We start from the raw sequence: 13,744 nt of genomic DNA on the forward strand, positions 1-13,744 counted from the left end.
TTTAATTTATAAATTAAGGATTTAGATGAAGACTCAAAATTATGATGAAAGTAAAATAATCACCCTATCTTCTCTTGAACACATTAGATTAAGATCTGGTATGTATATTGGGCGTTTAGGAGATGGTTCTAATATTGATGATGGTATTTATATTTTAATTAAAGAGATAATAGACAATTCAGTTGATGAGTTTATTATGGGTTACGGAAACGAAATTTTTATAAAAAAGGAAAATAATCTTATTACCATTAGGGATTATGGAAGAGGAATTCCTCTTGGAAAAGTTGTTGAGAGTGTTTCAATTATTAATACTGGAGCCAAATATAATGATGATGTTTTTCAATTTTCTGTAGGACTTAATGGGGTTGGAACTAAGGCAGTTAATGCTCTAAGTTCAAAATTTCTAGTGAGATCAACAAGAAATGGTAAAGCTTTTGAGGCTTTGTTTTCTAAGGGAAATTTATTAGAGTCTAGAGAAATAAAATCTTCTGATAAAGACGGCACTTATGTTGAATTTTTAGCAGATTCAGAGATATTCGGGAAATATTCTTACAGCGAAGATTTTCTAAAGAGAAGATTTTTCCATTATGCTTGTTTGAATAAAGGACTTATAATAAACTATAACAATCAAATTTTTGAATCCAAAAATGGTCTTTTAGATTTTTTGAATTCAGAAATTAAAAGTGATGATTTGCTTTATGACATTGTTTATTATTCTAGTAAAACTTTAGAATTTGCCTTTTCTCATACAAATAATTATGGCGAGACTTATTTTTCATTTGTTAATGGTCAATATACCAACGATGGGGGCACTCATCAGACTGGTTTTAGAGAAGGCTTTGTAAGAGCTATTAACGATTTTCTTAAAAAAACATATTCCTCAACAGATGTTAGGGAAGGGCTTGTTGCTACTCTTTCTGTTAAAATTAAAGATCCAATATTTGAAAGTCAAACCAAGAATAAGCTTGGAAATATTGAAACTAGAGGTAATGTTGCAAGGGAAGTTCAAAAGGTAATTTCTGAGATTTTGTATAAAGATAAAATACTTGCAAAATTGATTGAGAAAAAAGTAGTTGATAATGAGCGACTTAGAAAAGAACTAAGTAGCGTGAGAAAAGAAGCAAGAGAGAGGGCAAAAAAAATATCTTTTAAAATTCCTAAACTTAAGGATTGCAAGTTTCATTTTAATGACAGCAGCAAGCAGTCAGAGCAAACCATGATTTTCTTAACGGAAGGGGATTCTGCAACTGGTTCAATGGTGTCTTGTAGAGATGTTTATACCCAGGCTATATTTTCTCTTAGAGGTAAACCTCAAAATATGTTTGAAAAAAATAAATCCGAAATATACAAAAATGAAGAGCTTTATAATATGATGGTAGCTCTTGGTATTGAAGAATCAATTGAAAATTTAAGGTATAATAAGGTTGTAATAGCAACCGATGCAGATTTTGATGGATTTCATATCAGAAATTTATTGTTAACTTTTTTCTTAACTTTTTTTGAAGATTTAATTTTAAATGGTCATATGTATATTTTAGAAACCCCTCTTTTTAGAGTTAGAAACAAGAAAACTACGATCTATTGTTATTCTGAAGAAGAAAAACAAAAGGCTATTCTGCAGCTTAAGGCAGGATGTGAAGTAACAAGGTTTAAAGGTCTTGGTGAAATTTCTCCAAATGAATTTAAAGGTTTTATTGATGTTAGTAGTATTAAACTTACAAAAGTGGATCTTTTTAATATTAAAGAGATAAAAGAGAAATTGGGGTTTTATATGGGACAAAATACCCCTGATAGGCGGAATTTTATTATGGAGAATTTGATTTAATGGATATTAGAGCTGTACTTAAAGATAATTTTTTGCAATATTCATCTTATGTCATTAAAGATCGTGCTATTGCTAGTGTTGTTGATGGATTTAAACCAGTTCAAAGGAGAATTATACATTCTCTTTTTGAGATGCACGACGGTAATTTTCATAAAGTTGCAAATGTTGTTGGCAATACAATGAAATACCATCCCCACGGCGATACGTCAATTTATGAAGCTCTTGTTAATATTGCCAACAAGGATCTATTTATTGAAAAGCAGGGAAATTTTGGTAATTTGTTCACAGGTGATCCGGCTTCTGCTTCTCGATATATTGAATGTAGGTTGACTCCTTTGGCTTTTGATGTTCTTTATAGCAAGGAGATAACGATTTATGAATCTTCTTATGATGGGAGAAATAATGAACCTTTGCTTTATCCTGCAAAAATTCCTGTTATTTTAATTCAGGGAAGTGAAGGAATTGCTGTTGGAATGGCAGCCAAAATATTGCCTCACAATTTTAATGAGATTTTAAATGCAGTAAAGAGTGAGCTTCTTGGAGAGACTTACGATATTTATCCTGATTTTCCAACAGGAGGAATAGTTGATGTTAATGAATATGCCGATGGTAATGGTAAAGTTTTGGTTAGAGCTAAAATTGAAACTGTAGATGAAAAAACAATTGTAATAAGGGAATTGCCTTTTGGTGAGACCACTGAGAGTTTGATATCTTCGATTGAAAAAGCTATTAGAAAAAATTATATTAAAGTTTCAAGCATTAATGATTTTACCGCTGAGAGTGTAGCTATAGAGCTATCTTTACCTCGGGGTGTTTATGCGAGTGAAGTTATTGAAAAATTATATCATTATACAAATTGTCAGATATCAATTTCTGTTAATTTATTGTTGCTCAGTGAGAGGTATCCTGTTGTTTACACTATTAAAGATCTTATTAAGTTTCATGCAGCCCATCTTCAAAAAATTTTAAAAATGGAACTTGAATTGCAAAAAAGCAAAATTCTTGAAAAAATATTTTATAAGACACTGGAGCAAATTTTTATTGAAAAAAAGATTTATAAACTTCTTGAAACAATTTCTAAAGAAGAAAATATTGCAAATATAATATTGTTAGAGGTTTTGAGATACAAAGAATCTTTTTCAAGAGAAGTTTTAAAAGAAGATGTTGAAAGTTTACTTAAGATTCCAATTAGGAAAATAAGTCTTTTTGATATTGATAAAAATTCCAAAGATATTAAAGCTTTAGCTAAAGAATTAAAAAGTGTAAATAGCAGCATTTCTTCAATAAGAGGATATTCAATAAACTTTATTGATGTATTGCTTGCAAAGTATTCTAAAGACCATCAAAGGAAGACCGAAATTTCTTTAATCAAATCGAAGAATGTAAAAGAAATAGCCACAAAGAATATGAAAGTTTATTTGAACTTGGACGAAGGTTTTGTAGGAACTACTCTTTTTGATGGTGAATTTATTGGAAATGCTAGTTATTATGATAAAATATTGGTTTTTAGAAAAAATAGTTATGTTCTTAAAAATATTGAAGATAAGGCATTTATAGATAAAAAGAATATATGTGCTTTAGTTTATGATATAAATAATTCAAAAGAACATATATTTTCAATAATTTATCTTAATAAGCTTGACAATTTTTATTATGTTAAAAGATTTAAAATAGATAAATTCATTACAGATAAAGTCTATGAATTTTTAGGAGAAAATGATGAATTTGTAGATTTTTCATTGAGTCCCAAATTTGTAGAATTTTCGACAAATAAAGGCATTGATAAAAGAATCGAAATTGCTAATTTTATGGTCAAATCAAGAAGCTCTATTGGGAAGCGAATTTCAAGTAATAATTTGGAAAAAGTTAAATTTAAATAGTTGGTTTTTTAAACCTTTTTTTAATTTCATTAATATGCTACCATAGTATTAGTTTTAATAAAGGGGTTTTTATGAATAAACTTTTAATTTTTATTTTGGTAACCTTTTGTGCTTTTTCTAGCTTTGCTCAAGCTTCCAATTCTACAAGCACTTTTGATTTGGGAGCGGTAGAAAAACTTTTGGTTTATGAGGCTAGCAAAAAAGAGCCCGTTGTGCCATTTTTATTGAACCTTTTTTTGGGATTTGGGATAGGTTCTTTTGTTCAAGGAGATATTCTTGGGGGTTCTCTTATTCTTGGATTTGATGCGGTTGGTATAGGATTAATCCTTACAGGAGCTTATTTAGATATCAAAGATAATAGGGACAATAATGTTAGGAAAGTTCCTTTTGAATGGACTTGGGGTAAGGGAATGATGTTGGCAGGTGTGGTTACTATGGCTGCTACAAGATTAACAGAAATTATTCTTCCGTTTACATTTGCTAATAGTTATAATAAAAAACTAAAAAATAGCCTTAATATAGCCCTAGGAGGATTTGAACCCAGTTTTGATATTAATATGGGTCATGCTAGTGCTCTTGGGTTTGAACTGGCATTCAAAAAAAGTTATTAATTTCATTTTATTATTTATTATGAAAATGAGTGATTACAATTTTGTATTGTGATTGCTCATTGTAATTGAAAATTAAGGTTTTTATATATTATTTATATTTTATTTCTCTACTAAGGTCCTTTTTTATGCTTTTTTGTTTTAGTATTTCTCTTTTATCATGCAACTTTTTTCCCTTACATATTCCAATTTCTACTTTAATTATTGATTTTTTTAAATAAAAGCTAATAGGAATTAAAGTATATCCTTCTTTTTCTTTAAATTTTTTTAGTCTTTGCAATTCTCGTTTTTTTATTAAAAGTTTTCTGGGTCTCAATTCATCATGGTTGAAGATATTTCCTTCTTTATATTTTGATACGTGCAAGTTTTCAAGCCACAGTTCTTCTTTTTTTATGCTTGCAAAGCTATTATTAAATGATAATTTTTTTGCCTTTATTGATTTAACCTCGGTTCCTTTTAGTACTATTCCACAACTTATTTTCTCTTCAATAAAGTAATTGAATTTTGCTTTTTTGTTTTCAAGAAATAAAGTATTTGTGTTCAATTCTATTTCCTTTTTATTTCTTTGATACAATCAATCTAAAGCCGATGTTTGGAGAACTCCAATTTTTCAAGAAAGAAGCTTTAGTTGATGGATTGAGTAAATTATTATTTTGATCAGAGTATGTTCTAATTTCTGTTATCAATGAGTAAAAATTTGAATTTTCGTTATAAAAATTTTTTTCATTTTTGAATATTGCAATATCATTAAAAGTTGGATTTTGCATTAAATTCCAAAATCCAACTTTTAATGATATTTCATTGATATTCAATGGGTTTTTGTTTGGTTCTTTTTGGTATAATTCCCATTCTTGTGATATAGGTAGTCTTGCTTTGAATCCGTCGGGAAGTTTTTTAGAATACCAATTGGCATATTCTATTGCTGAGAAGTAAGATATTCCCGTGATAGCTTCGTTTAAGCCTATTTGATTAAAATTTTTAAGATAATTTTCATCTACAAGTTGTTCTTTTATTAAATTTTCTTTGTTATTTAATGTCCATTTTGGATTTTCTTTTAAGAAATCTTGATATTCATATTTTGTAACATTTTGTTCTTGAATAAGAAATTCTTTTATACTATAGGTAGATTTTAGTGAAATATTTTTTTCATCTAATTCATAATTTTGTATTTTTTCAATTTTATTTGAATTTATTTTTATAAATCCAGGTAATTTTATATCAATTCTCTCATTTTGGGAAGTTAATTGAATATTTTCATTGTCTAGAGTTTCGATTAAATTTTTAACCCAAGGTTCATTTTTTGTTAGCATTTTTTGATCTTTATCTAAATTTTCTAAAAACCAAAAAATAGCTCTATCTTCTAAGTCAAAATTTGTTTTTAAAGAGTTCCATATTTCTTCTTGATTACTATTATTTTGGTTTATTGAATATACGATTTTGTATGAATCTAGAAAATCTTTAAACATTTCGATTGAATTTAAATAAGGTATGCAATCTTTTAGAAATTTTTTAATGTATTGGGGATGCTCCTTTAGATCACTAGATAGTAATGAAAATACAGGAATCAATTTTGTATTTTCATTAGTGTTTTTTATTTTCACCATTATAGAAAGCTCTTTTTGTCTTTGTTCAATGATTTTTTCAGGATCAACCAGTTCTAAATTTATTTGCAAACTGTAGCTTTCAAAAAATTTGTTTTGAATTTTTATGTTTTGTTCGTGGGTTTTAAATCCCATTCTTTTTGCTTTAATAATTCCTTCAGTTGTATTTATATACTTGTTAAGCGGTGTTCTACCTATATATTTATCGTTTAAATATATGTAAGTGTTTTCAATGTTGGAATTTATTTTTAAATATGCTCCTGGATTTTTAAACTTAGGTATGATAATTAAAATTGATATTAAACCTAAAAACAACAGCATTGTTGTAAAAAATACGTAAACCTTGGGCTCTATTCCTAGGATTGGTTTTAATTTAACTTCAAAGAGCTCGGTATTTGAAGTTTCTTCAATTTCTTTCATCTTTTAAAGTATAGAAAAGTATTTAAATAAGTGTCAATATTTTGTAAGATTTAATTCTAGAGGTTAGATTATGTATTCAAAAAGATTGGATGAATTTGCATCTTTTTTGGTATACCTTATTGAGAAATACTTGACATATCGAAAAAGGAAGAAGTATTTTTCCAAACTAAGGGCAAAGAAACGAGGATTTTTGCTCAATTTTTTGTTTGATTTTGTAGCAGCGGCGATTTTTGTATTGATAATAAATCAATATTTTATTCAAGCTTACAAAATACCATCAGGTTCAATGGAAAATACCCTTCAAATAGGAGATTTTTTATTTGTAGATAAATTTTCTTATGGACCCGAACTTTTACCAGGATTATTTAAGATCAATGGCTTTAAAACCCCAGAAGAATCGGATGTTATTATTTTTGAAAATCCAGAGTATAAATCAAAAGGTGTTTTTTTTGATATTTTTCAAAGAATACTTTACATGTTAACACTATCTTTTGTTGATCTTGATAGAGATGAATATGGCAATCCCAATGTTAGATTTCTTGTCAAAAGAGGTGTATTTGCAGACGGCAAAATCGTTAGATTTAACAGTGGCAAAGCTTATATTAAAAGAGAAGGTGAGGAAGATTTTATTTTAGAAGATTCTTATTGGGATTTGGTTGGGCAAAATTTTAATATTAAAAAAATTGTGGCAAATGAAGACTATGGTATTTACGGTGATTTTGCCATGTTTGTTGCTTTAAGCCAGTTAAATATAAATTTAAACAGCATTCCCGATTTCTCATTTTTTAATGTTAGAGTGATTGATAGGTTTGAGTTTGAAAGATTAGAATATAAGTATTTATCTGCTTTTATGCCCTATGTTGATTATTATATAGAAAAAGCTATAATAAGAGATTATGGAATTTATGTTCCTTATGGATATATTTTGCCAATTGGAGACAATAGGGATAATTCTCATGATGGACGATTTTTTGGAGTAATCAATAAGAATAAAGTGCTTGGAAGGACCTTGATAATATATCTTCCATTTTCTAGAGTAGGATTTATTTAAAGTGGCTTCATATTTAACTTTTGAACAAAGACTTTTAAGAAAAAGGCAAAGAAAAAATTTTTTTAAGTATGTTTTAACATTTTTAATGTTAAATTTTTTTTTTACAAAGTTTGTTTTGCAAATTTTTATGATTAAAGGTAGTGAGATGTTGCCGACAATAACAAAAAATACCAATTTGTTTTTTGTTGCAACGCGTATAACATCTTTTTTTATTCCTTTGAAAATGAATGATATTGTTCTTTATGAAGATTTTAGGTTAAGCGATAATTTTCTAGTAACTTTAATAAAAGATTTCTTTTTTTTAAATAAAATTTTTAAAAGAGCGAGCTATAGAGTATCAAGAATAGCAGCTGTTCAGGGTGATTCTGTTTATGTTAGAGGTTTGAATGTTTTGGTAAATAAAAAGGATACGGATTTTTATTATTTGAATGGAAATTTGGTTAGTTATTACAAGTTGAATAATTTTTTTAATACAGATGAAGTGGTTAAGTGTTTTATTTTGAAAAAAAATGAAATTTTTTTATTAAATGATAATTTAAGCGTTTTGAATGATTCTAGAATATTTGGACCCATTAATAAAAATGCTATTATTTCTTTTTTGGCTTTTAAGGTAGTGGACTATAGGATTGTTAAATAAAATTTTCATTGATGCTGATTCTTGTAGTTTTAAGATAATAAAATTTTTACAAAAATTTGTATTGCACAATAAATCGAAGCTTATTGTGGTTTCTAATAAATTTTTGAGTTTGGAAAAAACTGAAACGGAAAATGTTTCTTTAGAGGTGGTGGATGATGCTGATGCATTTATTTTAAATTTAGCAGATAGACATAGTCTTGTGATTACCCGGGATATTTTTTTTGCTAAACTTCTTTTAGATCTTGGGGTTAAGGCTATGAATGATGAGGGTCAAATTTTTAATATAAATAATATAAATTATTTATATTATAGATCTAAGCTTAATTTCAATTTGAAAATTAAGCTTAAGAAGTATTATGATGAGGATTTTAATAAATCCAGATATAATAAATTTATAACGAATTTTTATTCTTTATTCTTTAGTTAATTTTTTGTTTTCTAATTTCCATAAACCTTTACCTTGAGTTAATATGTAAATTGTGTTGTTCGATACAGGAATAATATCGTTAAGACCCGTTTTTCCCAACTGAGAACCATTATAAGCTCCAGGTTCTACGGATTTTGAGGGCGCTTGTAAAGCGAAAATCCCTTCGTTATTTTTTGCAAATTCTGCAAATCCATTATTGCTTCCGATTAATATTGCATCATTAAATTCTCTTGCGAAGTAGCCATTGAATTCGCCTACCTCGTCTTGAATAAATATTGGTGTTGTGTAATTATTTGCATTTGAATACACCATAAACTTTGTATCTAAATTATTATAACCTCCAGTCATTACTAAAATTTCAGGAAAACCCCTAATGCTTGTTTTAATGATGGGCATTATTTCTGTAGCTTGTTGTGAGTCAATGCTTGTGTATGTATTGTTATTTATTTGCCATATTTTAAGTGAATTTCCTGTAATTAAGTTGTCCTCATTTGATATTTGAAAAAATTTATCGTTTTCAGTAGCTTGTGATGGTGTTTTGTCAACTCCTTGTAGATCAAAAATTTTTTCTTGATTATTTTTGTCTATAGCTAAAATGTATGCTTCTTTTATGCCATCTTTTCCTACAGATTTTAAGAATTTATATGCTTTTAGTGGTTTTTTAAATTTTAATATCCAATTTTTTCCGTTTAACTCGCTAACTTCTAATTCCTCGTTTTTGTTTTGTGATAAAAGATAAGTTTTCCCAGATACATTTACAATATCATTTATAAACTCATAAGAATCACCCAAGTCAATTTTTTCAATCTTGCCGTTTTCTTTTTTAAATAAATGCATGGCTGCAATATAGAGAGTTTCTCCTACTAGAGAAATTCCTCTTGGGCTTGAACTACCCAAAATATTATATTCATGGTTTATTCTTTGTAGATTCCCTAGTTGGGAAAATATTGATTCACTCGAGCATCCTAGTAATAAAAATATTAATAAGTTTAAAATTGATCTTTTTTTAAAAGAGTTTTCATATTTGTGGTTCATTTTTATCCTACAATTTGTTTACATTTACTGTAACTGATAATGATACAAGTGCAAAATGGGCCATTTTGGCAGAATTTCCAAATTCAAACATCATCCACCAAGATGTTGTTGCTCCAAAAGCCCATTTATGGTTAAAGTTCCATAAAATTCCAGATCCAAAAGAGATTGTGGGCAGTACATCGAAAGTTCTTAAATTTGTAATATTATTGTTTCTATCTCCGTATGTATTAAGAGAAATACCTATATTTGTGAAAACTGGAATTTGAAATAATTCTCCTATATCAAATATATAGTTTATTGAAAATGTAATAGGTACGCTATAAAAAATTTTGCCTACGCTTGAATCTGGATTTAATATATTAAAAGAATGGTTAATGTCGAAGTTAAACATGTATCTTAGTTCAAGCCCAATCGCTAAATTGTTTAAAATATGGTATTGATATTTTATTGCTCCAATACCTCCCGGATATAAGTTGGTAGGATAAGCTTTTGATAAGTCATTGTAAAAAATAGGCACTCCAACACTTAAATCTATTCCTAAAGTAGAGTTTGTATGCCTGTCGATATTGACCGCAGCTTCAATTTTTTTTATGTTTACACCAATTAACAAGATTGCAATTAGCGTTATAAAAAGATACTTTTTCATTATTCTCCATTCTTTTAAAATTATTATCTTTGTTTATTATAGTTGAAAATAAGTTTAATTACAATTTGAAATTTAATAGTTTAGCTTTTCTTATATTAAGAATCCAAGTATAATATTAAGGTGATCTTGTTAGGTTTAAGAGGTATATTTTGAATACTGTTTTTAATGGGAAGGATTTTGCAAATAAATATTATTTAATGTTGAAAGAATTTTTAAAGCAACATGACTTGAGAGATAAAATTGCATTAAAGGTGCTTTTAGCAAATGATGAGCCTGCAAGCAAGCTTTATGTTTCGATTAAGAATCGAGTTGCAAAAGAGATTGGCTTAAATGTTGAAGTAATTAAATTTTCTACAAATTCTGTTCAAAGTGATGTTTTAGAAGTAATTGATAGAGAAAATAAAAATTTAAGTACAGATGGAATTATTGTTCAATTGCCCCTTTTAAATGGTATGGATTTAAATTCTATTTTAAATGGCATAGTTTCTTCAAAAGATGTTGATGGCTTATCTTTTATTAATTTAGGTAAAATTATTTTGGGTGATAAAAAAGGATTTATTCCTTGCACAGCTCTTGCTGTATTAAAGATTTTGAGAGATGAAGGAATAAAAACATCGGGGAAAACGGTTGTTGTAGTTGGCAGAAGTCCTCTTGTAGGAAGGCCTATTTCAATATTGCTCTCATCAAAGCCTTATGATGCGACTGTTATTTCTTGCCACAGTAAAAGTATTTATTTAGATGTTTATTTAAGACAGGCAGATATTATTATTTCCGCTGTTGGTAAGTCTAAGTTGATAGATAAAAGCATGTTATGTGGAGAACCTTATGTGATTGATATCGGTATTTCTGAAATTGATACTGATAATGGAAAAATTCTCTCTGGTGATACAGATTTTGAAAACATTAAAGATTGTGTTAAATTTATTACCCCTGTTAGGGGAGGAATAGGGCCCGTTACAGTTCTTATGTTAATGTTTAATACAATTAAGGCTCATTTGATTAATAATAACATGTTTGACATTTTAGGTCGGTTGGAAAAATTGCTGGAGGTGTAAATGTCTGGTCACAGTAAATGGTCAACAATAAAGAGAAAAAAAGGTGCTCTTGATGCAAAGCGTAATAAAATTTTTACAAAGCTGATAAGAGAGATAACCATTTCAGCTAAAGTAGGTGGGGGAGATATAGAATCTAATCCGAGATTAAGGGTAGCTGTTAATAAGGCTAAGGTTGCCAATATGCCAAAAGATAATATTGAGAAGGCAATAAAAAAGGGTATTGGCGGCAATGAAGGGGTTGAATATTTTGAAGTCACTTATGAAGCTTATGCTCCTTATGGAGTAGCTCTGATGATTAAATGCTTGACTGACAATAAAAACAGAACTTCTAGTGATGTAAAAAGTGTTCTTGCAAAAGGTGGGGGATCTCTTGGCACCCCAGGTTCAGTCTCATATATGTTTTATAGAAAGGGTCTTATTGTTTATAATTTAGAAAAATATCTTGAGGATGAAATAATGGAATTTGCATTAGAAGTTGGTGCTGAAGATATTTTGGTTTCAAATAATGAAGCGGAAGTTATAACAAATCCTGACGATTTTGATAAAGTCTTATCTTTTTTAAAAACTAAATTTAAAGAAGATGTTGCAGAAATAGCTTTAATTCCCGAAAATAAAATTTTTTTAAACAAAGAGCAAGCAGAGAAAATAATTCTTCTTGTTGAAAAGCTTGAAGACTTTGATGATGTTCAAGAAGTAATTCATAACTTGGAGATTCCATAAGAATCAAGCTAATTTTTCAGTTTTATTCAAATTTTTTCGTAGTAGACTCTGTAGATTTTATTTCCAAAATCATCTGAAAAAAGCATTGAACCGTCATAATATGTAATTATGTCAACAGGGCGTCCAAATTTAGAGTTATCGGGTTTTAAAAATCCATCCAAAAAAACTTTGTAATTTTTTGCCATTCTGGTTTGAGGGTCAATGTCTAGTGTAGTTATTTTGTAGCCAACAGGGGAAGACCTATTCCATGAACCATGTTCTGCTATGAACAATTTATTTATATATTCTTTTGGAAAGTTATTTCCTCGGTAAAAGTGTATTCCAAGTGGAGCTACATGTGCAGGAAGTTCATAAATAGATGGACTAAATATAGTGTTTTGGGGTGCTTTGTCGTAAAAATTATAATTTTTACGATTTCTTCCAAACACATAGGGAAACCCAAAATGTTCTTTATATTTAACTATTAGATTTATTTCATCCGGGGGAATGTTATCTCCCAATCTGTCTTGGCCATTGTCACTAAAATACATTTCATTGCTAATTGGATGAAAATCAAACCCAACTGAGTTTCTTACACCAAAAGCTATTAAGTCTTCTTGTTTTGTTTTTAAATCGATGCTGAGAATTATTGCTTCTTTTTCGTGGGGAATTTTAGCATTATTTTGAGATCCTATGTTTACTATTAATTTATTATTTTTAGGATCCACTTTAATATAACGTCCAGAGTGCATTTGGGTGTCATTTTTTGGTAAAAGTGAAAAAATTTGCATTTCCCATGCATACTCTTTATTTGCTTTTATGCTTTTATTAATTTCTTCTTTTACATTTTCAACCACGTATATTTTGTCGACAGAAGATATATACAATTTATTGTCCCAATAAGCAATGCCAATAGGGTTTTGTAGAGTTTTTGATATTGTATAGATTTTTTTGGTTTTTGTTACAAAGTATGCAAAAGTACTCCCAGATCCTATAAATATGTTGCCATCTTGATCGCTTGTAATTCCTCTTGGTTTTTCAATTATATTGTTTAAAAAAATTTCAACTTTAAATCCATTTGGAACTTTTAGTTCGTTTGTTGTTTCTTCTGCTGCCATAGTTATAGTAGTTATAGATGAGATTAAAAAAATAATTTTAATTAATTGAAAATAGCTAGTTAGAAATTGATTTTTCATTTGGCGTCCTTTTTTATTTTAAGCCTTTTACTTTAAATTGGATGTTTCTGTGTAATATAATTTAATTATATGATAAATAAGATTCATGGTAAAGTTGTAGAAAAAAAAGAATCTAGCTTGGTTTTAATGACCACTGTTTTTGAATTTGAACTTTTAGTTAGTGCATTTTGTCTTGCTAATTTTAAGTTGTCAGATAAAGTTGAACTGTTTACTTATCTTTATACGAGAGAAAATGAATTAAAACTTTATGGGTTTTTGAATTCAGATGAAAGGGAAACTTTCAAAAGTCTTATTGGGGTGAGTGGAATAGGGCCAAGGGCTGCATTAAGGGTGCTCTCCAATATAAGGTATAATGAGTTTAAGGACGCTATTGATAGAGAGGATGTTGAGCTTGTTTCTAAAATCAAAGGTATTGGCAAAAAAATGGCCGGTAAACTGTTTTTACAGCTTCAGGGCAAGCTTTTTATCAATAATGATCTTGAATCTAGTCTTTTTAAATTTAAAGAATTAGAAGAATCGATTGTTAGCATGGGATTTGACAGAAAAATTGTTAGTAGTAGGCTTAAGGATGCTTTCAATCTGGTTGAATTTTCAAATTTAAAGGATTCTGAAAAAGAACAGTTTTTATTTAAGGAGGTTTTAAAAAGAATGTCGAATTAATTTT

General features: G+C 28.4%; 14 protein-coding genes. 9 read left to right on the forward strand and 5 right to left on the reverse strand.

Annotation, left to right across the window (positions count from 1 at the left end):
• Positions 1 to 25 precede the first annotated feature (25 nt).
• The 3 genes from QIA41_RS04085 to QIA41_RS04095 all read left to right on the forward strand — a co-directional run bounded on the left by QIA41_RS04085 (position 26) and on the right by QIA41_RS04095 (position 4,316).
• Positions 26 to 1,825: a DNA topoisomerase IV subunit B gene (locus tag QIA41_RS04085; RefSeq protein ID WP_320292745.1), complete on the forward strand. Its 1,800-nt coding sequence runs from the start codon at positions 26 to 28 to the stop codon at positions 1,823 to 1,825.
• Positions 1,825 to 3,705 (forward strand): DNA topoisomerase IV subunit A, encoded by a 1,881-nt coding sequence (locus tag QIA41_RS04090; protein ID WP_320292746.1) that lies wholly within the window; start codon positions 1,825 to 1,827, stop codon positions 3,703 to 3,705. Before QIA41_RS04085 ends, QIA41_RS04090 begins: the two co-directional genes overlap by 1 nt.
• Positions 3,706 to 3,776: 71 nt before the next feature.
• Positions 3,777 to 4,316 carry a P13 family porin gene (locus QIA41_RS04095; RefSeq protein ID WP_320292747.1) on the forward strand — a complete coding sequence of 180 codons (540 nt, stop codon included), beginning with the start codon at positions 3,777 to 3,779 and terminating at the stop codon, positions 4,314 to 4,316.
• Between the two features lie 88 nt (positions 4,317 to 4,404).
• Here QIA41_RS04095 and smpB read toward each other — a convergent pair whose 3' ends face one another.
• Both smpB and QIA41_RS04105 read right to left on the reverse strand, forming a co-directional pair.
• Entirely contained in the window at positions 4,405 to 4,857 is a 453-nt protein-coding gene (gene smpB, locus QIA41_RS04100) for an SsrA-binding protein SmpB (protein ID WP_320292748.1), read from the reverse strand.
• Between the two features lie 13 nt (positions 4,858 to 4,870).
• Positions 4,871 to 6,334 (reverse strand): SUMF1/EgtB/PvdO family nonheme iron enzyme, encoded by a 1,464-nt coding sequence (locus QIA41_RS04105; RefSeq protein WP_320292749.1) that lies wholly within the window; start codon positions 6,332 to 6,334, stop codon positions 4,871 to 4,873.
• 70 nt (positions 6,335 to 6,404) lie between these two features.
• Here QIA41_RS04105 and lepB (QIA41_RS04110) point away from each other — a divergent pair, with 70 nt between their 5' ends.
• Genes lepB (QIA41_RS04110) through QIA41_RS04120 form a run of 3 tightly spaced genes read left to right on the forward strand, consistent with a single transcriptional unit; the run spans position 6,405 to position 8,449 of the window.
• Positions 6,405 to 7,385, forward strand: coding sequence for a signal peptidase I (lepB, locus tag QIA41_RS04110; RefSeq protein WP_320292750.1), 981 nt, complete (start codon positions 6,405 to 6,407; stop codon positions 7,383 to 7,385).
• A 1-nt stretch (position 7,386) separates the two neighbouring features.
• Positions 7,387 to 8,022 (forward strand): signal peptidase I, encoded by a 636-nt coding sequence (lepB, locus tag QIA41_RS04115; RefSeq protein WP_320292751.1) that lies wholly within the window; start codon positions 7,387 to 7,389, stop codon positions 8,020 to 8,022.
• Entirely contained in the window at positions 8,012 to 8,449 is a 438-nt protein-coding gene (locus QIA41_RS04120; RefSeq protein WP_320292752.1) for a DUF188 domain-containing protein, read from the forward strand. The genes lepB (QIA41_RS04115) and QIA41_RS04120 overlap by 11 nt, the downstream gene beginning before the upstream one ends.
• Here QIA41_RS04120 and bamB read toward each other — a convergent pair.
• A complete protein-coding gene (bamB, locus tag QIA41_RS04125) occupies positions 8,435 to 9,484 on the reverse strand; it encodes an outer membrane protein assembly factor BamB (RefSeq protein WP_320292753.1) in 1,050 nt (349 codons plus the stop codon). The two genes, QIA41_RS04120 and bamB, sit on opposite strands and share 15 nt — an antisense overlap.
• A gap of 7 nt (positions 9,485 to 9,491) precedes the next feature.
• Entirely contained in the window at positions 9,492 to 10,130 is a 639-nt protein-coding gene (locus QIA41_RS04130; RefSeq protein ID WP_320292754.1) for a BB0027 family outer member beta-barrel protein, read from the reverse strand.
• Between the two features lie 149 nt (positions 10,131 to 10,279).
• Here QIA41_RS04130 and QIA41_RS04135 point away from each other — a divergent pair, with 149 nt between their 5' ends.
• Together QIA41_RS04135 and QIA41_RS04140 are read left to right on the forward strand one after the other, a co-directional pair.
• Entirely contained in the window at positions 10,280 to 11,185 is a 906-nt protein-coding gene (locus tag QIA41_RS04135; RefSeq protein WP_320292755.1) for a bifunctional 5,10-methylenetetrahydrofolate dehydrogenase/5,10-methenyltetrahydrofolate cyclohydrolase, read from the forward strand.
• A complete protein-coding gene (locus tag QIA41_RS04140) occupies positions 11,186 to 11,905 on the forward strand; it encodes a YebC/PmpR family DNA-binding transcriptional regulator (protein WP_320292756.1) in 720 nt (239 codons plus the stop codon).
• Between the two features lie 26 nt (positions 11,906 to 11,931).
• On the opposite strand, the gene QIA41_RS04145 is transcribed toward QIA41_RS04140, so the two are convergent.
• Positions 11,932 to 13,080, reverse strand: a complete 1,149-nt coding sequence (locus tag QIA41_RS04145; RefSeq protein ID WP_320292757.1) for a PQQ-dependent sugar dehydrogenase — start codon at positions 13,078 to 13,080, stop codon at positions 11,932 to 11,934.
• A gap of 69 nt (positions 13,081 to 13,149) precedes the next feature.
• Here QIA41_RS04145 and ruvA point away from each other — a divergent pair, with 69 nt between their 5' ends.
• Positions 13,150 to 13,740, forward strand: coding sequence for a Holliday junction branch migration protein RuvA (ruvA, locus tag QIA41_RS04150; RefSeq protein WP_320292758.1), 591 nt, complete (start codon positions 13,150 to 13,152; stop codon positions 13,738 to 13,740).
• The last annotated feature ends 4 nt before the right edge of the window (positions 13,741 to 13,744 follow it).

The organism is Borreliella sinica, assembly GCF_033969665.2.
Taxonomy (GTDB): Bacteria; Spirochaetota; Spirochaetia; order Borreliales; family Borreliaceae; genus Borreliella; species Borreliella sinica.

What these genes read in the sequence shown, in the direction of transcription:
- QIA41_RS04095 (WP_320292747.1), top strand. Translation starts at nt 3,777, where the DNA reads ATGAATAAACTTTTAATTTTTATTTTGGTAACCTTTTGTGCTTTTTCT.
- ruvA (WP_320292758.1), top strand. Translation starts at nt 13,150, where the DNA reads ATGATAAATAAGATTCATGGTAAAGTTGTAGAAAAAAAAGAATCTAGC.
- bamB (WP_320292753.1), bottom strand. Translation starts at nt 9,484, where the DNA reads ATGAACCACAAATATGAAAACTCTTTTAAAAAAAGATCAATTTTAAAC.
- QIA41_RS04085 (WP_320292745.1), top strand. Translation starts at nt 26, where the DNA reads ATGAAGACTCAAAATTATGATGAAAGTAAAATAATCACCCTATCTTCT.
- QIA41_RS04145 (WP_320292757.1), bottom strand. Translation starts at nt 13,080, where the DNA reads ATGAAAAATCAATTTCTAACTAGCTATTTTCAATTAATTAAAATTATT.
- QIA41_RS04090 (WP_320292746.1), top strand. Translation starts at nt 1,825, where the DNA reads ATGGATATTAGAGCTGTACTTAAAGATAATTTTTTGCAATATTCATCT.
- QIA41_RS04130 (WP_320292754.1), bottom strand. Translation starts at nt 10,130, where the DNA reads ATGAAAAAGTATCTTTTTATAACGCTAATTGCAATCTTGTTAATTGGT.
- QIA41_RS04140 (WP_320292756.1), top strand. Translation starts at nt 11,186, where the DNA reads ATGTCTGGTCACAGTAAATGGTCAACAATAAAGAGAAAAAAAGGTGCT.
- QIA41_RS04105 (WP_320292749.1), bottom strand. Translation starts at nt 6,334, where the DNA reads ATGAAAGAAATTGAAGAAACTTCAAATACCGAGCTCTTTGAAGTTAAA.
- lepB (WP_320292750.1), top strand. Translation starts at nt 6,405, where the DNA reads ATGTATTCAAAAAGATTGGATGAATTTGCATCTTTTTTGGTATACCTT.